Source organism: Exiguobacterium sp. EA-TM-5, from assembly GCF_053878415.1.
In genome coordinates, this window is record NZ_CM132670.1 from 2,502,598 (window position 1) to 2,528,723 (window position 26,126).

At 48.3% G+C, this 26,126-nt stretch carries 22 protein-coding genes; all 22 read right to left on the reverse strand.

Annotation, left to right across the window (positions count from 1 at the left end; all coding sequences use genetic code 11):
- Positions 1-70: 70 nt before the first annotated feature.
- Positions 71-2,110 (reverse strand): ATP-binding protein, encoded by a 2,040-nt coding sequence (locus ACV3PA_RS13235; RefSeq protein WP_053452922.1) that lies wholly within the window; start codon positions 2,108-2,110, stop codon positions 71-73.
- Between the two features lie 107 nt (positions 2,111-2,217).
- Positions 2,218-2,736, reverse strand: a complete 519-nt coding sequence (locus tag ACV3PA_RS13240; protein WP_456125046.1) for an AAA family ATPase — start codon at positions 2,734-2,736, stop codon at positions 2,218-2,220.
- A gap of 196 nt (positions 2,737-2,932) precedes the next feature.
- Positions 2,933-3,616 (reverse strand): LrgB family protein, encoded by a 684-nt coding sequence (locus ACV3PA_RS13245; RefSeq protein ID WP_456125047.1) that lies wholly within the window; start codon positions 3,614-3,616, stop codon positions 2,933-2,935.
- Positions 3,609-3,998 (reverse strand): CidA/LrgA family protein, encoded by a 390-nt coding sequence (locus tag ACV3PA_RS13250; RefSeq protein WP_456125048.1) that lies wholly within the window; start codon positions 3,996-3,998, stop codon positions 3,609-3,611. The genes ACV3PA_RS13245 and ACV3PA_RS13250 overlap by 8 nt, the downstream gene beginning before the upstream one ends.
- A 198-nt stretch (positions 3,999-4,196) precedes the next feature.
- Complete coding sequence (mutL, locus tag ACV3PA_RS13255) at positions 4,197-6,038, reverse strand: DNA mismatch repair endonuclease MutL (protein WP_456125049.1); 1,842 nt, start codon at positions 6,036-6,038, stop codon at positions 4,197-4,199.
- A 10-nt stretch (positions 6,039-6,048) separates the two neighbouring features.
- Positions 6,049-8,580 (reverse strand): DNA mismatch repair protein MutS, encoded by a 2,532-nt coding sequence (gene mutS / locus ACV3PA_RS13260; protein WP_456125050.1) that lies wholly within the window; start codon positions 8,578-8,580, stop codon positions 6,049-6,051.
- Positions 8,581-8,642: 62 nt separating this feature from the next.
- Positions 8,643-9,080 (reverse strand): YlbF/YmcA family competence regulator, encoded by a 438-nt coding sequence (locus ACV3PA_RS13265; protein ID WP_053452916.1) that lies wholly within the window; start codon positions 9,078-9,080, stop codon positions 8,643-8,645.
- 111 nt (positions 9,081-9,191) lie between these two features.
- Positions 9,192-10,019, reverse strand: a complete 828-nt coding sequence (locus ACV3PA_RS13270) for a DNA-3-methyladenine glycosylase family protein (RefSeq protein WP_053452915.1) — start codon at positions 10,017-10,019, stop codon at positions 9,192-9,194.
- On the reverse strand, positions 10,016-11,284 hold the full coding sequence (locus tag ACV3PA_RS13275; protein ID WP_456125051.1) for a DUF445 domain-containing protein: 1,269 nt from the start codon (positions 11,282-11,284) through the stop codon (positions 10,016-10,018). Before ACV3PA_RS13275 ends, ACV3PA_RS13270 begins: the two co-directional genes overlap by 4 nt.
- 105 nt (positions 11,285-11,389) lie before the next feature.
- Positions 11,390-11,677 carry a hypothetical protein gene (locus tag ACV3PA_RS13280; RefSeq protein WP_029341204.1) on the reverse strand — a complete coding sequence of 96 codons (288 nt, stop codon included), beginning with the start codon at positions 11,675-11,677 and terminating at the stop codon, positions 11,390-11,392.
- A gap of 124 nt (positions 11,678-11,801) precedes the next feature.
- Complete coding sequence (locus ACV3PA_RS13285; RefSeq protein WP_456125052.1) at positions 11,802-13,256, reverse strand: phytoene desaturase family protein; 1,455 nt, start codon at positions 13,254-13,256, stop codon at positions 11,802-11,804.
- A complete protein-coding gene (locus tag ACV3PA_RS13290) occupies positions 13,253-14,866 on the reverse strand; it encodes an alpha/beta hydrolase (protein WP_053452912.1) in 1,614 nt (537 codons plus the stop codon). The genes ACV3PA_RS13285 and ACV3PA_RS13290 overlap by 4 nt, the downstream gene beginning before the upstream one ends.
- Before the next feature lie 148 nt (positions 14,867-15,014).
- Entirely contained in the window at positions 15,015-16,190 is a 1,176-nt protein-coding gene (locus tag ACV3PA_RS13295) for a glycine C-acetyltransferase (protein WP_053452911.1), read from the reverse strand.
- Positions 16,190-17,278 (reverse strand): L-threonine 3-dehydrogenase, encoded by a 1,089-nt coding sequence (gene tdh / locus ACV3PA_RS13300; protein ID WP_053452910.1) that lies wholly within the window; start codon positions 17,276-17,278, stop codon positions 16,190-16,192. The genes ACV3PA_RS13295 and tdh overlap by 1 nt, the downstream gene beginning before the upstream one ends.
- Before the next feature lie 99 nt (positions 17,279-17,377).
- Positions 17,378-18,244, reverse strand: coding sequence for a 2-oxoacid:ferredoxin oxidoreductase subunit beta (locus ACV3PA_RS13305; RefSeq protein WP_023467707.1), 867 nt, complete (start codon positions 18,242-18,244; stop codon positions 17,378-17,380).
- Positions 18,231-19,979: a 2-oxoacid:acceptor oxidoreductase subunit alpha gene (locus ACV3PA_RS13310; protein WP_456125053.1), complete on the reverse strand. Its 1,749-nt coding sequence runs from the start codon at positions 19,977-19,979 to the stop codon at positions 18,231-18,233. The genes ACV3PA_RS13305 and ACV3PA_RS13310 overlap by 14 nt, the downstream gene beginning before the upstream one ends.
- Before the next feature lie 189 nt (positions 19,980-20,168).
- Entirely contained in the window at positions 20,169-20,429 is a 261-nt protein-coding gene (locus ACV3PA_RS13315) for a stage V sporulation protein S (protein WP_023467705.1), read from the reverse strand.
- A gap of 29 nt (positions 20,430-20,458) precedes the next feature.
- Positions 20,459-21,253, reverse strand: coding sequence for a TIGR00282 family metallophosphoesterase (locus tag ACV3PA_RS13320; protein ID WP_053452908.1), 795 nt, complete (start codon positions 21,251-21,253; stop codon positions 20,459-20,461).
- Positions 21,254-21,303: 50 nt separating this feature from the next.
- The gene (gene rny / locus ACV3PA_RS13325) at positions 21,304-22,866 is read right to left on the reverse strand and encodes a ribonuclease Y (RefSeq protein ID WP_023467703.1); all 1,563 of its coding nucleotides are present in this window, start codon (positions 22,864-22,866) and stop codon (positions 21,304-21,306) included.
- Between the two features lie 193 nt (positions 22,867-23,059).
- Positions 23,060-24,103, reverse strand: coding sequence for a recombinase RecA (gene recA, locus ACV3PA_RS13330; RefSeq protein ID WP_053452907.1), 1,044 nt, complete (start codon positions 24,101-24,103; stop codon positions 23,060-23,062).
- 111 nt (positions 24,104-24,214) lie between these two features.
- On the reverse strand, positions 24,215-25,447 hold the full coding sequence (locus ACV3PA_RS13335; protein WP_456125054.1) for a competence/damage-inducible protein A: 1,233 nt from the start codon (positions 25,445-25,447) through the stop codon (positions 24,215-24,217).
- 71 nt (positions 25,448-25,518) lie between these two features.
- A complete protein-coding gene (pgsA, locus tag ACV3PA_RS13340) occupies positions 25,519-26,097 on the reverse strand; it encodes a CDP-diacylglycerol--glycerol-3-phosphate 3-phosphatidyltransferase (RefSeq protein WP_053452905.1) in 579 nt (192 codons plus the stop codon).
- Positions 26,098-26,126: the final 29 nt, after the last annotated feature.

The following is a 26,126-nucleotide window of genomic DNA, read 5'->3' on the forward strand; positions in this document are numbered from 1 at the left end:
TCTTTGGACGAATCTCACACGAAGTACGACAAAAAGAAGAGGCACCTGATGTCGCCTCTTCTTCCTCTCTTCATTCCGCTTCGAGTAACGCGTCTGCTGCACTTGGTAATTTAACCCGGAAAACTGTTCCTTCTCCAAGAATCGACTCGACTTCGATGTTTCCATCATGAGCACGAACGATTTCTTTACAGATTGATAAACCGAGACCCGTTCCACCAATCTTTCGGCTATCTGAGTTATCGACTCGGTAAAATTTACTGAACAAATGTGGCATCGAGTGACTTGGAATTCCGATCCCAAAATCACGAACACTCAGCTCGATTTGATTATGCTGATGGGTCATCGTGACGACGACATCGCCACCGTCTGGTGAATATTTGACCGCGTTGTTCAACAGGTTGCCCAGTAATTGCTTCATGCTGTTCGCATCTGCTTCGACCATGAAGTCCTGTTCGTCATTTAAATCAAGTTGCAGACTGTGTTGCTCCGTTGCCGCTTGATAAAATTGAATTTGTTCTTTAACAACTTCTTTGAGATCAAAAATCTGCTTGTCGTACTCTTGTTTTCCTGATTCCATCCGCTGGACGTTCAAGAAGTCACTGACGAGATCCGTCAGGCGTTTTGATTCATCGTGAATCGTCTGCAAGTACCGTTTGTTTCGCTCTGGGTCCAGATCACGTTTCAACATCAGCTCTGTAAAGCCATAGATGGATGAAAGGGGTGTTCTGAGTTCATGCGAGACGGTCGAGACGAGTTCAGACTTCACACGGTCGACCTCTGTTTCAGCTGTAACATCGCGGAAGACAAGAATCGTTCCTTTTGAATGTTCTCCGTGAGCAATGGCTTCGGCATAAACCTGAATAAAATACTCGCCTTGATCAATCGACAAGGAGAACATTCCCTCTGGAATCTCACCGGATAAGACTTCTTCAAAGTATGCTTCAAAGGCTTCCTTCTGATCCATTTGCTCAAACATCGTCTCCGGTCGAACTTCAAGGAAGGTCATCGAATCATTATCCTCTTCGACTTGTAACGACTGGAAGATATCAAACAGAGCTTGGTTTCCTAAAATCGTCTTCTCTTCATGTTTGATATAAAGAATCGCTTCCCGAACGGAATTCAACAGTTGTGCTGTCTCTTTTCGTTCGTATTCCATCTGTTCATAAAGGGACATCCGCATTAATGAAATCGCAATTTGTTTTGAAAACGATTCGAGTTCTGCTAAATCTTTTTGATTGAATGGTGCGTCAAAACGAGCCAGATAGAGACACGCAATCAGTTCTTCCTTCGCCGGATCCATGATTGGAATGACACCTTCGTAAACGTGATACGGATACTTGATGAGATCATCATTTGCGACCTTTTTCGAGGAGTGAGCCGTTTCCTTTGAAATCATGACGCGTTTGAGAAGCAGTGATTCAGTCTTTAAGCTTTCTTGCTGATCTTCTGTCATCTCTTTTGGAACGACTTGGGCGATTTCGTTATTCTTGATCAATAACAATGCCCCGAACTCTGTTTTCGTCAGACGGACGATTGTACTAATGACGGATGAGTAATCAAATAAACTTTCTTTTGAAGCAAGTGTCTCGATTAATTCATTCCGATCTTGTAAATGAAGCTCATTCGTCCGCGTCACTTCAAGCGCTCGTTCAAGTTCATTTTGTTTTTGTTGTAGTACCTCTTGATTGTGTTCCATCTCTTGATTCTTCGCTGATAGTTCAGCGTGTTGGGAGGAGATCGAACGCGCCATGCGGTAAAATGATGCCGTCAATTGACCGACTTCATTATGACTATCGACGTCATGTTCGAGCGAAATCGACTTTCCTTCCGCAAGACGCCGACTTTTGACGTTCAGTTCTTGAAGCTGTGACGTCACCTTGTGAATCAACGGGCGTACGATGAACAATAGACAAAATAAAAAAATCAGCAAGTTCAACGACCAGAACCATTGTGTCTTTTGCAACTGGTCAAGTACTTGTTCTTTCGTTCGTCCTGCGGCGTTATCTACATATAAATAACTGGCAACCGATGTGATGACACTTAGTGCAAAGACACTATAGAAAATCGCCATCAATTGTCTGCCTAATTTCTCAGTCATCCAGTGTTTCATATTCATAAATCCTCCTAGCAATAAGTTGCCCTTCGTTCAAGATTGTTTCCTCCTCTTTCTCTATCACCTAGTGATTCCCGGAAACACCTATCTTGAATCCTGTCTGTTCAGGCGGGCGAGAGTTCAATACCGGTCACAAGGGCGATGGCATCGACAATCTGTCCTTTTGTCAGATCATCCGTCTCGATTTGCCGGCTGAACAGTGGATCGGACAGTTGGCGCAAACGTTGCTCTGCTTGTTGACCACCCCAGGAGTTCGGACGCTCGAAGCGGCTGATCAGGCGGCGTTTGACGGTCGTTTCTTTCGCCATCAATGCAATATGACGAACGTCATGACCGTTCGCTCGTAATGTTCCGATGATTTCCTGAAAGTACTTCGGGTTCGTCAAGGTCATCGGCACGATGATCCGGGCATCTTCTGTATCGAGCTGTTCGAGTAGCTGTCGATTGAACGCGCGCCATAACGGCTCATCTTGAAAATCGTCTTTGTTCGTCGGCAGTTGCGCCCGTAAAAAATAGCCTGTCTCCTCCGGATCGAAGATATGTGAGCTGCTCCAGCGTTTTTGTAACCCGTTTGCCGCCGTCGTCTTCCCGACACCAAACGTACCGTTAATCCAAATAATCATCTTCTTCTCCTCCACCCTGTTTTCTGTTGTACTATACTGAAAAAGTGGTCGACAAGTTTCAATCGGTTATAAAAAACACTCGTCTTTTCACGCTCTATTCCTCAGGTGAGACGAACAAAAAAAGCGCAATCCTTCTCGTTAGAGAAAAATTACACTTTGTCTTCAGTCTCAACACCCTGTTTAAAAAACAGAGTGTTCACCCATATAACCATGTGATTAAAAATGGTGCGATGACGCTAGCACAGACTGCCGTCAAGACCATCGTCAGCAGACCGACCGCTCCTTCCCGTTGGTCGAGACTCATTGATTTCGTCGCACCCATGACGTGAGCAATCGATGCGAGTCCAACTCCGCGACTGACGAAATGTCGAATCTTTAAGCCCGTCATTAATTTTGGACCAACGATCGATCCCGTCAATCCGGTTAGTAAAACGAATGCTGCCGTCAGCGTAGTCGTTCCGCCTGCTTTTTGGGAGATTGCTAGGGCGACGGGTAAGGTGACCGATTTCGGTAATAAAGCAAGATTCGTCGTCCGCTCGAGATGAAGCAATAGACCAAGTAACAAATCAGAGCTCATGGCAATACATGTTCCAAGCAAAACACCCAGTCCGATTTCCGGTAAAAAGCGCCGAACGTGATGCCGGACCCGGTAGAGCGGAATCGCAAATGCTGTAATTGCCGGTCCAAGCATCTTCGATAAATATTGTCCACCTTGCATGTATTCTGCATGTGAGACCCCAGAATAGACGAGAATGAAGATCAAAACTGCTGTCACTGTCAGGATTGGTAACGTCCAGACACGAGGATAACGTTGATAGATGAACATTGCGATACTAAACAATGCAATTGACAAGATGATCCAAAACAGTGCCTCATTCATGTCGTGTCACCGCCTCTTTCCGGTGTGCTAGTCGATCAACGATATATGCTGATCCAACTAACGTCAGCAAACTACTGATGACGACGATCAGTACGACCTGTAACCCGGACGTTCGGAGAAATGCCGTATAATCCATGATTCCGGACAATGCTGGAACAAAGAATAATGGCATGACGAACAGAAGAAATGTCCCGCCCCGTTCAACGGCCACAAGCGGAATCAGACGACTTTTTAACGCCACATATAAAAGAATCAAACCGATGATGTTACCGGGTAATGGTAACTCGAAGGTTTTGCTCACCCAGTCCCCGCTGAGCGAAAAACAAAAAATGAGTGCGATTTGAGCAATGATTTGAATAATACGCATAACGCGTGAAAGCATGATAAAGGTCCCCTTGTTAACAGTTTCGGGTTTTATTATCCGCCTCTTTTCCTCAACAATCAATGAAATCTGGTTAATCAAGTGAAGTAACCGTTCTCATGATATAAGACGTTATTTTTGTACTAGGACAAATCAGATTCTTCCGAGTGTGTTGCAGTACAAAAGTAGACGATACCTGAACGGTATCGTCTACTTTTATTACATGACTCGCTTGAATAGCTTCTCAAGTTCATACGTCGTCCATTCGATGATGACTGGACGTCCGTGTGGACACGTAAACGGCATCTCCGTTTTCGCTAAATCGGCAATCAATCGGCGCATCATCTCCTCGTTCAGCGGATGATTCGCTTTGATCGATTTCTTACATGCCATCATGATGGCTGCGTCTTCCCGGTACGTCTCAAGATCGATTTTTCGTTTCATCAACGCTTCATCGAGTAACTCCTGAATTGTCTCTTCCTGGCGATGGGACGGGAACCACGTCGGAACTTCTCGGACGATAAAACTTTGTGGACCAAACGCTTCGAACTCGATCCCGACGTCCTTCAGTAACGGAAGGACTTCATCCATTCGTTTCATGTCGTCCGACGAAATTTCAAATGTGTAAGGAAGCAATAATTGCTGACGTTGCTCCGGTGGTCGACCGAACATGACTTTATACGTCTCGTATTTGATTCGCTCCTGCGCCGCGTGTTGATCAATCATATACATCCCGTCTTCTCCGGCACAGACGATATACGACGAATGAAGTTGACCGATGACGTCTAAATGTGGGAAACGTGGACGTGCAGGCTGCTCTTGATGGACAGGTTCCTCTTCTACTGAAACACTCGGTTCGTTCGGTGCGAACTCCGTTGGTTCGAATTCCTCTTCTCCGAACGGTAACGTCTTTTCCTCAGGAGGTCGCTCGTCTTGCGTTTTTTTCGGTATCGGATAATTCCAGACTGCTCGTGAAGATGTTTCTTCAACTGGCTCCGCGACGTAAGAAAAATCGAGCTTTTCTTGACTACTCGGATCTTTTTTTGGTTTTGATGGTGTCACTTTCGGAATCAACGTCTCTCGGCTGAGCGTCATCTTGATCGTCTCCTGGATCAGTTGGCACAGTTCCATCTCTTTTGAGAGACGGACTTCCCGTTTCGCCGGGTGGACGTTGACATCAATCAGGAGCGGGTCCATCTCAACCTCGATGACGGCAATCGGATAACGCCCGATTGGCAACAACGTATGGTAACCGTTCAAAACGGCTTGCGTCAGGGCAAAGTTTTTGACCGAACGTCCATTGAGAATCAACGTGATGTAATTCTTCGAGGCACGGGTCACTTCCGGTTTGACGAGATGACATGTCAATTGATAGTCGGCGTTTGATCCTTTCGCAATCAATGTCCCTTGGATCGTTTGATGACCGTAGACACTCGCAAGTGCTTGCCGGACGTCTCCTGATCCATTCGTCTGGATTAGTGTTTTTCCTTCATGCGTTGCCCGGAGTTTGACCTCTGGATGGGCAAACGCCATTCGGTTCAAGACGTCCGTAATCGCGGCAAGCTCCGTATGTGTCGTCTTCAAGTATTTCAGACGGGCCGGTGTATTGAAGAATAGATTTTCAACCGACAGTTCCGTTCCACGATTCATCGCTGCCGGTGTCCGGTTAATGACCGTACCGTACTCAAGTGTCACTTGAATCCCTTCCGAGTCCTCGCGTTTTGTCTTCAACGTCACTTTACTGACGGATGCAATCGAGGCAAGTGCCTCTCCGCGAAAACCAAGTGTTTTGATCCGGAACAAATCATGCTCGTCCTTGATCTTACTCGTCGCGTGACGGACGAAAGCCAGTTCGGCGTCATCCGGATAAAATCCATGTCCGTTATCGCGAATCGTCATCCGCTTCATTCCCGCTTCTTCAAGCTCGACATCAATTTGTGTCGCACCAGCATCAAGCGCATTCTCGACCAATTCCTTAACGACTGATGCGGGACGTTCAACGACTTCTCCAGCCGCGATCCGGTTCGCTAAACTATCGGATAATTCGCGAATGATTCCCACTGCATTCTCCTCACTTTCTCGCTTCAGATTGTAGACGATATAGCGTATTCAGTGCTTCAAGTGGCGTCATGTTGATCAAATCAAGACTAGCCATCGTCTCACGTAACGGATCCGCTTCTGAGAACAGACTGAGTTGATCGATTTGCTCCTCCTGAACAGGGGCTTTAACAGGTGCCGTGACCGGAACAGGCTCTGCCTGCTCGAACTCAGACAAGAGGACTTGCGCCCGCTCAATCAAACTGTCTGGTAAATCAGCAAGTCGCGCGACGTGAATCCCGTACGATTGATCGGCTTTTCCATCGCGTACTTCATGCAAGAAGACGACGCGTCCATCTTGTTCGACAGCACGGACGTGAACGTTTGCTAGTCGATCAATCGATTCCTCGAGCACCGTCAATTCATGATAATGCGTCGAGAACAACGTTTTCGCTCCAACATGACTTGCAATGTATTCAACGATTGCTTGCGCGAGTGCCATTCCGTCATACGTCGACGTCCCTCGCCCGATTTCATCAAGCAAGATCAACGACCGGTCTGTTGCGCGCGTCAACGCTTCTTGTGTTTCGACCATCTCGACCATGAATGTCGACTGCCCACTGACTAGGTCATCCGCTGCCCCAATCCGCGTAAAAATTTGATCGAAAATCGGGAGTTCCGCTTGAGCGGCTGGTACGAACGAGCCGATTTGATGCAGTAAAGCGATCAAAGCGAATTGTCGCATATAGGTCGATTTACCGGACATGTTCGGTCCAGTGATCAACAGCATCTCGCGTCCTTCGTTTAATGTGATTCCGTTCGCGACGTATTCACCGCGCGGTAAGACTGTCTCAATAACTGGGTGACGTCCTTGCTGAATATTGACCGTTCGTCCCGACGTCGTGGTTGGTCGGACGTAGTCGTGTGTCTCAGCGATCTCCGCGAGTGCAACGAGGACGTCGAGTTCTGCAATACGACGACTAACCCGTTGTAAGCTTTCGATATGTGTTTTGACTTCGTCACGCACTCCGCAGAAGAGATCGTATTCGAGTGTGACACTTTTTTCTTCCGCACCTAAGATCAGCGCTTCTTTTTCTTTTAACTCCGGTGTGATATAACGTTCAGCATTGGCGAGCGTCTGCTTCCGTTCATACCGTCCTTCCGGTAAGAGTTTCGCATTCGCACGCGATACCTCGATGTAATAGCCGAAGACGCGGTTGTAGCCAATCTTCAACGTCTTGATCCCTGTAGCTGCCCTCTCACTTGCTTCAAGCGTCGCAAGCCATGTCTTCCCGTCTTTTGAGGCAACGAGCAACTCGTCGAGGTCTGGTGAATAACCGGACTTGATCATGCCACCCTCTTTTGTTGAGATCGGTGGTGCTTCGACGAAGGCACGATCGAGTAAATCGCTCAATTCATCGTGCGGATTGAGTCCGAGGCTGAGTTGACCAAGACGTTCGCTCATCATCTCCTCAAGCGCTGATTGGATACGCGGAATCAGCCGTAACGTCGACTTCAATTGAACAAGATCGCGAGCGGATGCTGTTCCGTAACCGACTTTTGCGACGAGTCGCTCGAGATCATAGACCTCGCGTAATGTATCTTTTAATTGCTGACGTTCGAAATAGTGTTGCAACAGTTCCTCAACAGCGTCGAGTCGTTCCGTGATAACGCGTTCCGATAACAACGGTTTTTCTAGCCAACGTTTTAGCATTCGTCCACCCATCGCTGTTCCCGTCACGTCAAGTAAACCGAGCAACGAACCTTTTTTGTCCCCTGTCCGTGCCGAGCGGACGAGTTCAAGGTTCTTGACGGTATTCGGCTCGAGCTGCATGAAATCACTCGCTTCATAGACAACAGCGGGCTGCAGATGCGTCAATGCTCGTTTCTGTGTATCGTGCATGTAGGCATAGAGTACTGCAAAAGCTTCCGCTTGCGCTGTATCAATTGCGCGATCCCCGTGCGGATGCGATTCGCGCCGCGAACTGCGCGTCAGTGGAATCCGTAAGTGCGCAAGCGCCGTCTCGTGTTCCTCTGTCGTGACGATGATCTCGCGTGGCAGGATGATACTCAGTTCCTTAACCACACCATCGAGTGTCGCAACGCTTGTTAAGGCACTCTCACCTGTCGAGACATCACCACGAGCAATCCCAAAACGACCGTCCTGTTCGACGACCGCGACTAAGTACCGATTCTCTTTTTCCGTCAGGGCGGACATCAACGTTCCCGGTGTGATGACTTGAATGACCTCGCGTTTGACGAGCCCTTTCGTCAACTTCGGGTCTTCTACTTGATCGCACAGTGCTACTTTATAGCCGCGTTCAATCAGCTGTTCGATGTAGCTGTTCGCTGCGTGATGCGGTACACCGCACATTGGAATCGGATGCTCGGCGTTCTTCCCGTTTTTTGCCGTCAGTGTCAATTCCAGCTCATGGGCGACCTTTTTGGCGTCATCAAAGAATAATTCATAAAAATCTCCGAGCCGATAAAACAGAAAGGCGTCCGGATAATCCGCCTTGATCGAGAAGTATTGTTTCATCATCGGAGTGTTGTGTACTGCTTCCATTCTTCCACCTCATTCGTAGAAAAAGCCGACGGATGTCCGTCGGCTTTTCGTTCATTTCGTGATTAGTAGCCGCAACCGCCGCTTTTGTTTTCTGCTTCCATGCCGCTGCCTGTCTTACCAGCGAGAACATCTCCGTCCGTTGCTTCGATGATTTGATCCGTAATCCCGTTCGAGATCGTCACCGTGATGTATTGGAGAAGTCCGTTCACTTCTTCTTGCGTTTCTTGGAACTGTTGGACGACAGGCATCTCATCGAGCTCAGCGAACAATTTATCGAGTTTCGCTTCAACACGTGCGAGTGCTTCTGTTTTGCCGTAATGTTGGCAGTTCACTGCCTCTTTTTGAAGGAACTTGATTTGTTTCATCATCTTTTGGACTTTTTCATTTCCATTGATGTTAGCTTCTGCCGCTTTAAATCGTTCTACTTCCTGTGTCTCAGAAATCATTTTGGCGATTTCATTGGCTTTTTCGATGATTTGTTCATCTGTATACATCCACATTCGTCCCCTCTATCGTTAGCGAACACGTCGCTTCCCTTAGCATTTTGAACGATTCCTCGTTCTGTCGCATTCATTATACCGTTCTCGCGATAGAGTGACAAGAATAGTTCCTTATTCGATTGAACGCCATAACAGATAGGCCGCGTGACTGCGGACAGGAGCAAATTCTTCAGCTAAGCGTGTTGCTTCCTCTACCGTTGGTCGATACCCAAGTAACTGTTCGAAAGCACGTAAAATCCCGATGTCTGATGCCGGAAACAGATCCGGACGACCGTACCCAAACATTAAGACGTTTTGAACCGTCCATGGTCCTACTCCTTTTAATGCAATCAATGTCTCGGCGATTTCTGCGTCGACCGCTGCCGCTAAGGCGTCATAATCGATGTCTGCCTTTGCTACACCCAGTAGATAATCGACTTTACGTCCTGATAGTTGTAACGCCAGCAAATCTTCTCGCCGCGCTACCGCTAATTGGCGCGGCGTCGGCGGTAAGATGATCCCGTCCTGAACCGTCCCGAACGTTCGAAAAACGCGTTCCGTCAACGTATGGGCAAACGATAGATTAATTTGTTGATGAATGATTGAACGGATCAGCGCCGTGAAGGGCGAATGGTCAAGCACGAGTCGTTCGTTCCCGAATCGTTCAACGATCGCGTGTAACGACGTTGCCTTAAGACCTTTCGCCGGATTCGGTTCACTGAGTCGAAAGCGCCGCTTTAATTGCGCTAATACCGCCGCTTGTGGTCCTGTCCCGTCGACCCGCAACGTCCAGGCGTCAACCGCTTCGACTGTCGTTAGATACGCCTGTTCTTCGATGAACACCGGAACGACGAGACGTCCTGCGCGCTCAACTTGCAATGGATCTTCTGTCAAACGAGAGACGACTCCTTTAAAATCAAATGCTTCCGGCAATATCAGATCATACGTCCACCGACTCATCCGACGAACACCTTAATCGCACCGAGAATCAGACCAATGATGAATCCACACAAAGCTCCGTTAACCCGGATCCACTGTAAGTCACTGCCGACCTTATCTTCAATCATATGAATCAACGTTTCGGTATCAAAGCGGTTTAAGTTCTCACGGACCAGTCCACCGATTTTTTGATGATTTTGTTCGACAAAGCGAACGAGTTGTTCCTTCATCCACTGATCACTGCTATCTTTAAACGTTGGATGCTGTTCCCAGTCGTCTAAAGCACGCGATAACATTAGCATCGCCCGTTCCGTCCAGAAGGCATCTGACGTCAAGTAGCGCTCGAGTTCAAGTAATCCGGCGTCATACGCACGTTCAATGACTGGAGTAAAGTCAAACCGGTCGACTTCGCTTGCCTTCCAGGCATCGATTTTTGCAAGGCGCTCTTCATCAATCGACAACTGTGCCAGATTACGACGCAGATGATCGAGAATCGCTAAACGATTCGGGTGATGGACTTGTCGCATATCTTGAATGACCGTCAACAAAACACCTTGAATGACAAGACTGAGTTTTTCTTCTGAGTAAACTTTTTGCACAGTGCGTGCCGTCACCCGCAAGAACGTATTCTTTTCTTGATCAATCATCGCTGTATAAGCGAGACGTCCGATTTGGTCGCGGATGATCGGATCTTCAAGCAATCGTTGTCCATAACCGAGTAACTGATCCATCAACCACTCGTCGAGTCGACGTTCCTCATTCAACTCCATCGCGCGGATAGCCAGCCGTTTTGATGGATAATCTTTAATCGTCTCCGTCACGCGTGTATTCGCGAACTCAAGAATTGCATCTTTCGGCAACTTCCGAATCAGACCGATCATGAGTTCGGTGACGGTCGCACGAAAAGCAGGCAAAACAAGAATCGAGCGCAAAATTTTGATGACACGATCTGCAAGCGTCATGTGCTGCAGTTTCGCGATGATACTTTCTTTATTCAGTAAGTCCGTCTCGAGCATGTGAACGATTGATTCAATGACCCGTTCCCGATTTTTCGGTAACAAATTCGTGTGGGGAATCTTTAAGCCGAGTGGATGGCGAAAGAGCGCCGTGATCGCGAACCAGTCGGCAATCCCACCGACGAGTCCTGCTTCAAAGCCACTCTGGAGCCAGAAGACCCAGGCATTTTCTTTAAATGGCAATGAGACGACGAATCCGACCGCCATGAAAATCAACGAGACGGTCGCAAGCCGCCGAGTCGATGTTTTAGGTTGTTCAAGTGATGACACATCGTTTCCTCCTTCAACTGAGTCACTTATCTACCTTACGAATCGAAATCAGATTAGGTTTCGACACGAAAGAGCCCCAGTCATCGACTGGGACTCTCTATGTACTTAAAACGTGTATTCACCAAAACGGTCGCCATCCCATGTCGCGGTTGCCGTTGAGACAAAATAAACTAGTCCGTTGCCGAATGTATTTTCCATTAATGAAACGAGTTGTTGCCCGTTCGTTTGCTCGACGAACGCTAATCGTACTTCTTCTTTCCCTTGATAAATCCGTTCATAGACACTTAAACCGCGTGCATTGAGGAATGTCCGCGCCGACTCGAATTGAATCGGACCAACTTCAGGTCGTCGTTCCTGAATGAACGACTGACATTTTTGCTCGAACGTCTCCATGGTCTTTCACTCCTTCTCTCTTTCTCTTCATGGATATCATGTTCCCGACTCTTCCTCATCATAATCCTCAAATATGAAAAAAGCGACAGCTGCGTCGCTTCTTTCATCATTTTACAACGATTTCTCATATTCTGACGCCAAACTGTCGAGCAACATGAATCGCTGACGTCGTCGCTCCAATCGTCCCTGCACCAGGGAAGATTGTGTCACCAATCGCAAACAATCCGTTGATCCCTGTTCGAAACGGTGCTGCGAACAGCAGACTCGTACTCGGGCGCTGAGGATAGCCGCCAACTCCACCGTCCGGACGGAACGTATAACGAACCCACGCCCCCGGTCCACCCGGATGCCGTTCGATTGCCTGCTGCTTAAAGCCAGGAAATTGTTGTTCAAGAATGACTTCGAAAATCGCGGACATCGTCTCGACTTGTTCCGCGTACCGTTCCCGATCCGTCTTATCAAAGGCACCAATCGAAACATGACATGACATCGTCAGCGTCCGTTGACCGACCGGTGCGCGTAACCGATCATCGGATCGAGAAAGAGAGATGAAGGCATGACCGGAAGGCAAGGATGGATCATGGACTTGTCGAAACGCTTCGTCCGAAACGATGATTGATTCTGGAATCGCCGCGTAATACGTAAAGGTTGCCCACTGCTGTAATTTTTCTTGACGTCGATACGTCCGCTGTAATGTCTGTTGCATATCCGTACTGACGACTTCCCGGATACCTTCAAGTGGAACCGCACAGATGACGTCGTCTGCAATCATTAGTCGTCCTCGACGGTCTTCAATCAAAAAACCATCCGGCGTTTTGCGAATCGAGGTGACTTTTCGTCCAAGTAAACATGCCGCACCATTTTCCTCAGCTGTCTCTTTCAATTGTTCAGCAAGTCGGTATAAGCCACCCGGAACGTAATAGGCACCTTCATGATAAATCGATAAGGCGACTGCTCCGAGTAAGGCAGAAGCTTCCTGACCTGTCTGCATGCTGTCGAGCAAGATTCCGTCAATCACTTGTGCGAACAACGTATCTGCTAGTTGATGCTTCCGTAAGAGATGACCAATCGTCATCGGGAAATACGGTAAGAGGACCGCACTTTTCGCATGACGGATTAATCGTCGTACGTCAGAGAAATCTTGGAGTGGCAATGCCGGCAGTTCTGCCATCAAGGGACGAATTGCCTCATGAATCTGCTCGATCTCAGCGAAGAAGGCATGAATGGATGGTGCCTGCTCTGGAAAATGTGACGTCAACTCAGTCAGAAAAGTATGACGATCCTGATAATAATGAATTGTATGTTCTCCAACCCGAATCGTCATGACGACGTCGAGCGATTCGACGCGATGCGTCACTCCGAGATGGTCGAGAACGCGGGCATGAATCCCACCTGGCTCGAATCCCATTCCGAGCGTCGCCCCTACTGGGTAGGTCAGCTCTCGGCGTGTGAACTTTCCAGCTGAACCTCCCCATTCGCGGCTTCCCTCAAGTACCGTGACGGCATGCCCTTCTTGTGCGATCAGTGCAGCAGCCGTTAGACCAGCGATTCCTCCTCCGATGATGACGATATGTTTCAAGGTGACTCCTCCTCCGTGACCCGATTTTCTTTAAACAGGAAATTGCGGATTTCGCGGAAGACCGGCTCCCGGCGATGAATCGTAAAGTGATCATACTTATAGGATTTCGTCTGAATGTTGTCGGTATAGTTCTCGAGTGCAAACGAACTATTTAAGGAAATCAGATTGAAGTCGCCCCCTTTAGCACCAAACGAATAGACGAGTACGTCACGGGGCCACGTCTCAAGACGTTGTGTTAAATTGTTCATCGCTGCCGATCCTTTTGCAAGATCGCGAAGCGCAGGACTGTTTGTGTTCGTTCCAAGTGGCGCGAGCGTCAATCCGAGCTTCGCATAATCAGATCCAGCAATCGGTGAGTCGAGCGTCACGACTTTCCGGACATGATATGGCATTTCCTCTTGCACCGTATAGGCGACAACATCGACACCACCCATACTATGTCCAACAAGCTGGATATCAGCAAAGGTCGCTTTTTGCTTCACATCATAAGCGGCAATCGCCGCATTTAACCATTTCTGTTGGTCGGCAAGACTTGCCTCATCATCCGCAAAGACGATTCGGACGAGTGGGTAACCGGTCGGTGAAGGTTTCACGATACAGGTCGCTTTCCCTGAACGCGTCACGTCGCATCGCCCCCCGTCATCCGCAACTTTCTTATTCGTGAAGTTCTGAATCATCGGAACGAACGTCCGCTCTGTCCCAAACAATCCATGAACGAGAAATGTCGGCACGATTTCGCTCTTTCCTTGCGTGATGATTTGACGGGTGGGTGGTGGAGCACTCGATGTATCTTCTGCAAACAGCCACCACGCTCCTCCACCGACAATCAAACAGACAAGAAGTGAGATGCTGATCGTCTTCAACTGTTGTCGTCGGAGTTTACGGACACGATGGAAGACCCAGTAGAGGAATAATCCGACACCAATCAACAATACGATGCCGGTAATGATCCAACCAGTCGGGTTCGGCACATAAGCAATCAATTGTAGCTGGTTCGCTTTTGTCCCGTATAATTTCCATGACACATCATGATAATTCGACCAATCAATTTTTTCACCGTTTTGGAGTCCAATCACTTTTGGACCGTGGAGTTTAATCTCAATATCCGCCTGACGAATATAACGATCGGCGAGTTTCTTGACTTGACCCGTCGGTTGATAGCCTTTGATGTTCAGGCGATCGATACTGAGGTCGATGTTCGTGTCTAATCGGTACGTATCAAACCAAAACCCGTCTGATTTTTTCATGTCGAACTTCGTATCAGGTGGAATGAGAATTCCTCCGATTCCCGTCTTCCATTCGTCCTTGATCGACGTCATGTCCTTGAAGTTCGCAAATGTCTTCTGCATCCGGATGCCTTCGTAGTCATCCTTCGTCTTGAACGTCTTCGCCGAATAACCATTCTTCTCTGCCTGTTTGACATAACTATTCCAATTGGGATTCAGATTCAATAAACGCGCAACCGGATGTTCCTTTGCGGCATATGTCGTCTTTAAGGTGACACTCTGATCGGTATGAATCGTCGCGTCGTATTGGATGCGAATACAACCCCCAAGGAGCAGTGTCAGCATCAAAAATGAGAGCAATATCCCTTTTTTCTTTGTACTCATTAGGTCACATCCTTTCCGCACTTATTATTCCCTATCTCGCAAAAGTAAAAACGGTCAACTTTGATTCTGCTGTCAGGACGCACAGCAGGCAGCGGGTCGACGACCCACTGCCTGAAAGTATGCGAACGACGTTCGTTCGTGATTAGCATTAACCAATCAAGTTTAATTCACGACCGACTTTTTCGAATGCTGCAAGAGCTGTCGTTAAGTCTTCGCGTGTATGTTCAGCCGTCACGATTGTCCGAACACGTGCTTTTCCTTTTGCAACGGTCGGGAAGGCGATTCCTTGAGCAAAGACACCTTCTTGACGGAGGCGATCGGATAATTCGTGACAACGCGCCTCATCACCGACGATGACCGGTGTGATCGGTGTCGTAGACGTCCCGATATCGAATCCAAGATCCCGTAATCCTTGTTTGAAGAATTCCGTGTTTTCCCACAGACGATCAAAGAGGACCGTTTCTTCTTCCATGACACGAAGTGCTTCCCGGTTTGCTTCAACGACTGCTGGTGGATGTGATGTCGAGAATAAGAACGGACGCCCTTTATGGATCAAGTAATCTTTGACGTGTTGTTCACACGCAACGTATCCACCGAGAACTCCGATTGCTTTTGAGAGTGTACCGACTTGCAAGGCAACACGACCGTCAAGACCGAAATGATTGACCGTACCGCGTCCTGCTTTCCCAAGAACACCTGAAGCGTGCGCATCATCGACCATGACGAGCGCGTCATACCGCTCGGCTAATTCAACGATTTCTGGAAGTGGTGCGATGTTCCCATCCATCGAGAAGACACCGTCCGTGACGACGAGGCGCGTCCGTGCGTCTTGTGTTTCTTGTAATGCCGCTTCGAGATCCGCTAAGTCAACGTGGTTGTAAATCCGACGTTTTGCTTTCGTCAGACGGATTCCGTCGATGATCGACGCATGGTTCAACGCGTCCGAGATGACGACGTCTTCAGGACCGAGCAATGCCGATAAGACACCGAGATTCGTCGCAAAACCAGACTGGAAGACGAGTGCCGCTTCCGTATGCTTGAATGTCGCGAGTTCCCGCTCAAACGCTTGGTGCATCTCGAGCGTTCCGGCAATCGTTCGAACCGATCCTGTTCCGGCACCGAACGTCCGCGCCGCTTCTGCTGCTTGTTCAGCAAGACGCGGATGTGCTGCTAGTCCGAGATAGTTATTCGATGAGAGTTGAATCAGTTCCTTCCCGTCGATCGTCACGCGGTTATGTTGCGCGCTTTCGAGTGCTACAAGGTTGCGGAACGTGCCCGCTTGTTTCATCTCTTCTAGTTCTGTTCGTAAGTGTTCAAATCCCATTAATTCGTCCCCCTTGGTTGTAATACGACTTTCCCGCATTTCCCTTGACGCATCAATTCAAATCCTTCTTCGAACCGCTCGAGCGGCAATGTGTGTGTGATCAACGGTCGGACATCGACTTTTCCGCTCGATAAGAAAGCAGAGACTTGACTCCATGTCTCATACATCTTCCGACCTGTGATGCCTTGGACACGCACGCCTTTAAAGACGACATGATTCGTCAAATCGATTTCGACCGGTTTGACCGGTAGACTGAGGATGTTGACGTCTCCACCTGCAGTCACCATCTCGAACGCTTGACGGATTGCAACTGGATGACCACTCATCTCACAGACGACATCAATCCCGTCTCCGTCCGTCATACGCTCGATCCGCTCTAAGACATCGTCATGACGTGAATCGATGACGACATCCGCCCCCATCGTCCGTGCTAGCTCGAGACGATATGGATTGACGTCGATCGCGACGACTTCCGCAGCACCGGCTGCTTTAGCGACTGAGACTGCCATCAAACCAATTGGACCACAACCGACGATTGCGACCGTTTTGGCACTGACATCACTCGCAAGGACTGTATGAACGGCATTACCCATCGGCTCTTGAATCGAAGCAATCCCTGCTGGCATGTCTTCCGGGTTGACCCAGAGGTTTTCTTCCGGCATGACGACGTATTCTGCAAAACAGCCTTGTGTGTCGACACCGATGATCTTCGTGTTCTTACAGATATGGTATTGACCACGTAGACACTGTTTACATTGATGACAAACGATATGCGTCTCAGCCGAGACACGGTCACCGAGTTTCAAACGTTTTGTACCTTCTCCGAGCTCGACGACTTCTCCTGAGAACTCGTGACCGAAGACGTATGGTGGATTGACACGTGATGCTGCCCACGCGTCCCACTCATAGATATGCACGTCCGTACCACAAATCGATGTTGCCTCAACACGAATCAAGACTTCCCCACGACTCGGAACGGGTACCGGTACTTCTTTCAGTGTTGCACCGAACCCGCGCTCTTCTTTGACGAGCGCACGCATCGTTTTCGTCGTTGCTGTCTCTTCTACCGTCGTTACTAATTTCGTCATCTTTCCCCGACTCCTTCACGGAAGTTCACATTTATTTATATGTTGTGAACTTCCAAATGTTTAGCATCCCCAAAAAACCAAACACATCTTTCCTCTATCTTACATGAATTCTGCTGCCAGTTTACCGAATGTTTCTTCATTTAACTCAAGATCCGCATAGGCGAGACCAGATTCTTGATAGCCGTCGATTTGTGACTGGTAATCAGGACGTGTCTCATCCTGATAGATCAGTCCCATGACGAGTCCGTCATGTGCATGAACCGTCTGTTTCGCAAGATCCAAATTCGACGGATCATATCCTTCGATATCGGACAACTTCGTCAAATTTTGTTTGAACCAATCGTACGTATTAACCTTGTTAAATGTGACACATGGACTGAAGACGTTGATGAACGCAAATCCTTTATGTGCTGTTGCTTGCTCGATCAATTGCGTCAATCCTTTTAAGTCATTCGAAAAGCTTTGGGCAACGAATGTCGCGCCTGCTGTCAAAGCAAGTTCAACCGGTGAAACACTTTTTTCGATTGATCCTTTTGGTGTCGACTTCGTCTTAAATCCTGGTGCAGAAGTTGGTGACGTCTGACCCTTAGTCAAGCCGTAAATCTGATTGTCCATGACGATATACGTCATGTCGACATTTCGCTTAAAGGCATGGATCGTATGTCCCATTCCGATCGCGAAGCCATCCCCATCGCCACCTGACGCGATGACCGTCAATTCACGGTTCGCCATCTTGACACCTTGGGCGATTGGTAGGGAACGTCCATGAACGCCATGGAAGCCATACGTATTGATATAACCAGAAATCCGACCAGAACAGCCAATCCCGGAAATCAGTGCTAACTCTTCTGGTTCGAGACCGACGTTCGCGACAGCACGCTGAATCGCTGCTTGAATCGAGAAGTCCCCACATCCCGGACACCAGTTTGGTTTAACATCATTTCTAAAATCTTTAAAGGTTGCCATGATATACCCCTCCTACGACCTGCTCGACGACCTCTGCTGGGTAGAACGGATCGCCATTGAATTTCAGGATATGCTCGATCTTCGGTGCATATCCACAGTTCATCTGGATCAGTTTCGCCAGTTGTCCCGTTGCGTTGTACTCGACGACGATGACACGTTTTGCTCGTTCTAAATGTGGCGTGACGAGTTCGCTTGGGAATGGATGGACTTGACGGATGTGCAAGTGATCAACCTTTAACCCTTGTGCTTCGAGACGTGGCATGATTTCTTCGATCGTTCCACGCGTCGAGTTGAAACCGACGAATAAGATATCCGGGTCTTCGTGATGCTCCGTTACGAGAACAGCATTGGGTAGACGGAACGTATTCAGCTTACGGAGTCGTTTCGTCATCTGATCGACACGGTTCTTTGTCGCTTCTGACGGACGCCCTTCCTCATTGTGCTCGACACCTGTCACGTGATGGATTCCGTGCTTCATACCAGGAATGACACGTGGACTAACCCCATCTTCTGTCACTTCGTAGCGTTTGAAGTACGCTTTTCCTTCAAGCTCCGGCAAGTCCTCTTGAATCAATTTTCCACGACGAATCTCAACCCGTGACATATCCGGCGGTTCGACGGATTGTTTACCTAACGACAACATCAAATCCGTCAATAGAATGACGGGGCACTGATATTCTTCCGCGATGTTGAAGGCTTCTGCTGCATCGTAGAACGCTTCTTCAACTGTTGACGGCGCAAGAACGACTTTTGGAATCTCTCCGTGCGTGCTGTAGATCATCGCCATCAAGTCCGACTGCTCTTGTTTCGTTGGTAGACCTGTTGACGGACCACCCCGTTGTGTATCGACGATGACGAGCGGTGTTTCTGTCATTCCAGATAAGCCGATTGCTTCCGCCATCAGCGATAGTCCTGGACCAGCAGATGCTGTCAAGGCACGGACACCCGCATAGTTGGCACCGATTGCCATCGTCACCGCTGCTAGTTCGTCTTCTGTCTGGACGACGGTTCCGCCGAACTGCGGTAATTTCTTAATTAAGTATTCCATGATTTCAGATGATGGTGTGATTGGGTAAGCCGCCATCAAACGTGCTCCACCAGCAATTGCACCAAGAGCAATCGCATCGTTTCCGATCATGAACATCCGCTGTTTCCCGTCTGCTGGATCTAAGACGAATCGCTCACCATCTCCTGCAAGAGCTTCAAATGCCGCTGCGCCTTCGCGAATCGCCGCTAAGTTTTTCTCGACCATTTCTGGACCTTTTCGTCCGAAAATCTGTTCGACGACGGCTTGGAAACGCTCCGGTGCAATCCCGAGAATCGCACTTGATGCACCGATTGCGACCATGTTCTTCATTAAAGCCGTACCGAGATCAGCCGCGATTTCCGTAAATGGGATCGCATACAATGAGGCACGTGCTTCATCTGGATTCGTCGGATTGAATTTCGCATCTGCGATGATGATGGCTCCTTGACGTAACTCATGGAAGTTGACGTCGATCGTCTCTTGATCGAACGCGACCAAAATATCGAGATCATCGGAAATCGTTCGGACTTCCTGTGTGGCGACACGAATCTTGTTATTCGTATGCCCTCCCTTGATACGTGACGAAAAGTGACGGTAGCCATATAAGTAATAGCCGAGTCGATTCAAGGCAATCGCAAAGATTTCGCCTGTTGATTCGATCCCTTCTCCTTGCTGACCGCCAACTTTCCATGATAACTGATTATACATCGACGTTCGCTCCTTCTCTGTCCCCTGAAATGATAGTTCTCTCTATCCTCCCTCATGATACCGATTTACCGGAAGTAGTACAATGCTCCCTCGATGGAAAGGTAAGAAAAATTCGCAGACGCAGCAAAAAGACCATCTACTCCAGTCGAGTAAATGGTCTACTTGCAAATAGGACCTATGTCCAATTCGTCATCGTGGTTCAATGATCAGTTTGATGGCGGTTCTCTCTTCTCCATCAATTAAAATGTCTGTGAAGGCTGGGATACAAATCAAGTCAATGCCAGAAGGAGCCACGAATCCACGTGCGATGGCGACGGCTTTGACAGACTGATTGAGTGCTCCCGCACCAATGGCCTGAATCTCGACGGAACCTCTCTCTCGAATGACACCCGCGAGTGCACCTGCTACCGCGTTTGGATTCGACTTAGCTGATACTTTCAGGACGTCCATGCGTGTACCTCCCCATCCAGAAGTGGCAATCAGTCGAAGAATACTGACTGATCCGTCAGATGAATCCGTTCAATCTTCGTTGCTTTTTTCGTTGTGTCATCGATATGAATCAAGACTCCATTAAGTTGTTCCCGTCCTTCGGCAACTTCAAACCGTGTTGGGAGCTGTGTTTTAAATTTTCGTAAGACATCTTCTTGGCGCATACCGAGGACACCATTCAATGGACCTGTCATCCCGACATCCGTGATATAAGCCGTTCCTCCGTCAAGGACACGTTCATCTGCTGTTTGGACGTGCGTATGTGTGCCAACGACGGCTTGTACTCGACCGTCGAGGTGATAGCCCATCGCGATTTTCTCACTCGTTGCTTCCGCATGAACATCGACGAAGATCGCATCAACTTTTCCTTCGACTTCCGCAATCAATGCATCGACCGTTCGGAACGGGTCTCCGAGCGGTGGTAAGAAGACGGTTCCTTGCACGTTGATGACGGCAATCTTTTTATTGCCTGCCTTGACGATCATCATCCCGCGTCCTGGAGTTCCTTCTGGATAGTTTGCAGGACGGACAATCCGATCTGCGTCGTCAATCCAGTCAAAGATGTCACGATTATCAAACGTATGGTTCCCCATCGTGATGCCGTGGAATCCGAGTTCGAGGAATTGATGATAGATCGACTTCGTGATCCCGCGTCCATGTGCAGCGTTTTCGCCGTTGACAATCATGACGTTCGGGTTATATTTTGCTTTCAAGCGTGCTGTGAATTGTTGAAGGATATGTCGACCGGGTGCACCGACGACGTCTCCGATGAATAAAATCTTCATTTGTTGTTCCTCCGTTCATTAAAAAAAGTGGCGGTCGCCCGCCACTCCACTTATTTCGCGTATTCGACTGCTCGTGTTTCCCGAATGACCGTGACCTTGATATGTCCCGGATAATCGAGTTCTTCTTCGATTTTTTTCCGGATGTCACTCGCCATCTTGTGAGCCAGTACATCATCGACGACATCAGGTCGAACGATGATACGGACTTCACGACCCGCTTGGATCGCAAATGATTTTTCGACACCGTCGAACGATTCCGAGATTTCCTCGAGACGTTCGAGACGGCGGATATAACTTTCGAGTGTCTCTTGACGTGCACCTGGACGAGCGGCAGATAAGGCATCCGCTGCTGCAACCAAGACGGAAATGACAGATGTCGCTTCCGTATCCCCGTGGTGGGATGCAATCGCGTTGATGACAGTCGGATGCTCTTTGTACTTCGTACCGAGCTCGACACCAATTTCAACGTGACTGCCTTCGACTTCGTGGTCGATCGCTTTCCCGATATCATGTAGAAGACCCGCACGCTTCGCAAGCGTGACATCTTCTCCAAGTTCAGCTGCCATCATACCCGCAAGGTGGGCAACCTCAAGTGAGTGATACAGGACGTTCTGTCCGTAACTCGTACGGTACTTCAAGCGACCGAGAATTTTGACAAGGTCCGGATGAATGCCGTGAATCCCGACATCATACGTCGCTTCTTCCCCAATTTCTCGAATCCGCTCGTCGACTTCACGACGGGACTTGTCGACCATCTCTTCAATACGGGCCGGGTGAATCCGACCATCTTGAACCAATTTCTCGAGCGCCATTTTAGCGACTTCGCGTCGAATTGGGTCAAAACCAGACAAAATGACGGCTTCAGGCGTATCATCGATGATCAAGTCGATCCCAGTCAAGGTCTCGAGCGTACGGATGTTGCGGCCTTCCCGTCCGATGATCCGACCTTTCATCTCATCGTTCGGTAAGTTGACGACCGATACAGTCGTCTCTGCGATATGTTCAGCGGCGAACCGTTGAATCGCAAGTGACAAGATGTTACGTGCTTTCTTGTCGGCTTCTTCTTTTGCTTTTTGTTCGATTTCTTTTTGAAGAATGGCTGCGTCATGTAAAGCAGCCTGTTTCGTCTCATCCATGATGATCGTTCTTGCCTCGTCTTGCGATAAATTCGCGACGCGGACAAGCTCTTGACGTCCCTGTTCATACAGGTCCTCTACTTTGCGCTCTAGTTCTTCAGCTTGATGCTTCCGTTTCGCGATCTCTGCATCACGTGTATTGATTTGATCTTCCTTACGGTCGATAGCGTCAACACGGCGATCGAGTGTCTCTTCTTTCTGGAGCAACCGGGCTTCTTGTTTCGCTAGCTCTTGGCGACGTTCACGCAATTCTTTTTCCACTTCGTTACGAAGTTTGAATGCTTCATCTTTCGCTTCGAGTACTGCTTCTTTTTTCGTTGCCTCAGCTGATTCACGCGCACGTTCAACGATTTTGTTCGCTTCCGTTTCTGCGCCTTGAATTTTCGCTTCTGCAATCGATTTTCGCAAGAAGTAGCCTACGATGAATGCGATCAGCAAAGTGAGGAGAAGTATGACAATCCAAGTCAGTGTACTCATGGGTTCACCTCCCCTTTGCAAGGTGTTTCTTAGTTCATTTCGGTATTTCATCGAAGCTGTCTAAAAAACGTACATCTATATTGTAAGGATAGCACTCGTTCATTGTCAACGAACGGACGGGAAAGAATTCCACTGTTTTCCTCTTTTACACTAAAAAAGAGAGGATTCGCATACGAATCCTCTCTCAAACAGCTTATTCAGCAAATAAATCTTCTGGTTGTTCCGCTTCGAAATCAACCGGCTCTGCGCGATCAACGAGACCATGATGTTCACGAATCAAGCGTTCGACCTCTGCTGCGACTTCCGGATGCTCGACCATGTATTGTTTCGCATTCTCACGTCCTTGACCAAGACGTTCTGAGTTATACGAATACCATGCACCACTCTTTTGAACGATATCAAGGTCTGTTCCGATATCGATTAACTCACCGACTTTTGAAATCCCGAGACCATACATGATGTCAACTTCCGCTTGTTTGAACGGAGGTGCAATCTTATTTTTGACGACCTTAATCTTCGTTTTGTTACCGACGATGTCCGTACCGTTCTTCAACGCTTCCGCACGACGTACTTCTAGACGAACAGATGAGTAGAACTTCAACGCACGACCACCAGGAGTTGTTTCCGGGTTACCGAACATGACACCGATTTTTTCACGGATTTGGTTGATGAAGATAACGATTGTCTTCGACTTATTCGTTGCACCGGACAATTTCCGGAGCGCCTGACTCATTAAACGAGCTTGAAGACCCACATGTGAATCACCCATCTCACCTTCGATTTCAGCTTTTGGTACGAGTGCCGCAACAGAGTCGACGACGAGAACATCGACCGCACCAGAACGAACGAGTGCTTCCGCGATTTCAAGTGCTTGTTCCCCTGTATCGGGTTGTGACAAGAGGAGCTCATCGATGTTGACACCGAGTTTATTTGCATATGCTGGATCAAGCGCGTGCTCTGCATCGATGAAAGCTGCTTGTCCACCTTGTTTTTGAACTTCTGCGATTGCGTGAAGCGCAACCGTCGTTTTACCTGACGATTCAGGTCCGTATACTTCGATGACCCGTCCACGTGGATATCCACCTGCACCTAGGGCAATGTCTAATGTAATCGATCCAGAAGAGATTACTGATACCTTCTGATCCGCATTTTCTCCGAGTTTCATGATGGAACCTTTACCGAACTGTTTCTCTATCTGGCGTAATGCCATCTCAAGTGCTGCTTTACGATCACTCACGTAGCAGGCCTCCTTCTAATTATCTTACTGAGATTATTGTACTTCTTTTGAGACCGAATGACAAGCATTTTACGAACATTTATTCGCATACTTGCACTTTGACCATTTTTATCACTTTGGTGCTTTTTCGAGATGTTTCAGTAGAAGGAAATAGGTATCTTTAACAGCACGCAAGCGAATCATTCCTCGATCGAACGACGGATATTGCCATTCGACGATTCGTGTTCCGTTTGTATCTGCAACAGCACAATAGACCGTTCCAACTTCTTTCCCGCTATTACTTGTCGGACCCGCTTCCCCTGTCAAGGCGATGGCAATATCAGATTGATAAAGGCTTCGTGCTCCTTCTGCCATCGCAATCGCTACCTCTTTACTGACTGCCGTATGTTCTTTTAGAAGTTCTTCCGATACTGATAGTACGGCTTGCTTCGCAGAGTCATCATAGACGACAGCGCTCCCGCGCAACACTTGACTCGCACCGCTCACATCGACGAGACCACTTGCAACGGCTCCTCCTGTCAGTGACTCAGCAAGCGACAGTGTCAATCCAGCTTCTTGATACCGTTTCAAAACGACTTCCGGCAAACTCGTCTCGCCATATCCATAAAAGTGCATGCCGACTTCAGCGAGGACATGTTGTTCGAGTTCGTCGAGCATACGATCAGCTTCTTGTTGATCGAGTGCCTTGGCTGTTAGACGCAACCGAACTTCAGCGAGTTCAGCATAAGGTGCGACCGATGGATTCGTCGCTTCTTTGATTAACGTTTCGAGCCTGTCATTTAAAGCGGACTCGCCGATTCCAAAGAAACGGAGTGTTCGCGAACGAATCGTCTCTTGACCGAAAAGATGACCGAAATGATCTTTTAAGATTTGCTTCATCTCGCGTGGTACACCTGGTAAGACGATGTATTGATGGTGTTCGGTCTGCACTGACATACCGGGAGCGAGCCCAGCATCATTGCGCAAAACCGTTGCACCATCGATGACTAACGCTTGTTTTCGTTCGTTGGTCGTCATCTCCCGTTGGCGCGTTTTTAAGAATCCTTCGATCCGCTCGTACGCTGCTTGATCCAAAACGAGATCGCGACCAAGGAGATCGGCGAGTACTTCCTTCGTCAAATCGTCCTCAGTCGGTCCAAGACCTCCTGTGATAACGAGAAGATCCGCTCGTTGTTGTGCTTGACGGAATGTTTCTTGCATCCGCTCGCGATTGTCACCGACGACTGTATGGTAATGAACGTCAATCCCAGCACTGGCTAACCATTCGGAAAGATACTGTGCATTTGTATTCGCGATTTCTCCAAGGAGGAGTTCGCTTCCGACTGCGATGATTTCTGCTTTCATGTTGATGCCTCACCTTCTTGAAGTATAAGAAAAGACTGTTCGGTATGACGAACAGTCTAAATTGATCCAACTTACATGGATTTTGTAATTAACTTAATGTTTTTCGAGAAATATTCAACACCTGAGTAGATCGTCAGGATCAGAGCAAGCCACATCGTAATATCTGCAAATGGAATATTCCACATTGCAAAGATAATATCATGTAACAAGTAGGCTGTGATCGATGTTAACTGGACCCATGTCTTTGCTTTCCCAGAGTTTCCGGCAGCAAGAACGATTCCCTCGTCAGAAGCGACGAGACGAAGACCTGTGACAGCAAACTCTCGACAGAGAATGATGACGACGATCCATGCTGCAACGAATCCAAGTTCTACAAGATAGACGAGCGCAGCAGCGACCAACATCTTATCCGCTAGTGGATCCATGAATTTTCCAAAGTTCGTTACTAATTTTTGTTTACGAGCGATATAGCCATCAAGCCAGTCCGTTAAAGACGCAATCAAAAAGATAATAGCAGCAACGAAGTGTGAGACAGGAAGTTCAGCTCCCAACACGTCCCACTGTCCCCAGTTCGGATCAATCGCAAGTACGATGACGAACACGGGAATTAATAAAACGCGTAATACTGTCAATTGATTCGGTAAGTTCATGTAACGCCCTCCTCCTTCATTTCATATGT

Coding starts and splice junctions, on each gene's coding strand:
- ACV3PA_RS13235 (WP_053452922.1), bottom strand. CDS start 2,110: ATGAAACACTGGATGACTGAGAAATTAGGCAGACAATTGATGGCGATT.
- ACV3PA_RS13240 (WP_456125046.1), bottom strand. CDS start 2,736: ATGATTATTTGGATTAACGGTACGTTTGGTGTCGGGAAGACGACGGCG.
- ACV3PA_RS13245 (WP_456125047.1), bottom strand. CDS start 3,616: ATGAATGAGGCACTGTTTTGGATCATCTTGTCAATTGCATTGTTTAGT.
- ACV3PA_RS13250 (WP_456125048.1), bottom strand. CDS start 3,998: ATGCTTTCACGCGTTATGCGTATTATTCAAATCATTGCTCAAATCGCA.
- mutS (WP_456125050.1), bottom strand. CDS start 8,580: ATGGAAGCAGTACACAACACTCCGATGATGAAACAATACTTCTCGATC.
- ACV3PA_RS13265 (WP_053452916.1), bottom strand. CDS start 9,080: ATGTGGATGTATACAGATGAACAAATCATCGAAAAAGCCAATGAAATC.
- ACV3PA_RS13270 (WP_053452915.1), bottom strand. CDS start 10,019: ATGAGTCGGTGGACGTATGATCTGATATTGCCGGAAGCATTTGATTTT.
- ACV3PA_RS13280 (WP_029341204.1), bottom strand. CDS start 11,677: ATGGAGACGTTCGAGCAAAAATGTCAGTCGTTCATTCAGGAACGACGA.
- ACV3PA_RS13290 (WP_053452912.1), bottom strand. CDS start 14,866: ATGAGTACAAAGAAAAAAGGGATATTGCTCTCATTTTTGATGCTGACA.
- ACV3PA_RS13295 (WP_053452911.1), bottom strand. CDS start 16,190: ATGGGATTTGAACACTTACGAACAGAACTAGAAGAGATGAAACAAGCG.
- tdh (WP_053452910.1), bottom strand. CDS start 17,278: ATGACGAAATTAGTAACGACGGTAGAAGAGACAGCAACGACGAAAACG.
- ACV3PA_RS13305 (WP_023467707.1), bottom strand. CDS start 18,244: ATGGCAACCTTTAAAGATTTTAGAAATGATGTTAAACCAAACTGGTGT.
- ACV3PA_RS13310 (WP_456125053.1), bottom strand. CDS start 19,979: ATGTATAATCAGTTATCATGGAAAGTTGGCGGTCAGCAAGGAGAAGGG.
- ACV3PA_RS13315 (WP_023467705.1), bottom strand. CDS start 20,429: ATGGACGTCCTGAAAGTATCAGCTAAGTCGAATCCAAACGCGGTAGCA.
- ACV3PA_RS13320 (WP_053452908.1), bottom strand. CDS start 21,253: ATGAAGATTTTATTCATCGGAGACGTCGTCGGTGCACCCGGTCGACAT.
- rny (WP_023467703.1), bottom strand. CDS start 22,866: ATGAGTACACTGACTTGGATTGTCATACTTCTCCTCACTTTGCTGATC.
- ACV3PA_RS13335 (WP_456125054.1), bottom strand. CDS start 25,447: ATGAAAGCAGAAATCATCGCAGTCGGAAGCGAACTCCTCCTTGGAGAA.
- pgsA (WP_053452905.1), bottom strand. CDS start 26,097: ATGAACTTACCGAATCAATTGACAGTATTACGCGTTTTATTAATTCCC.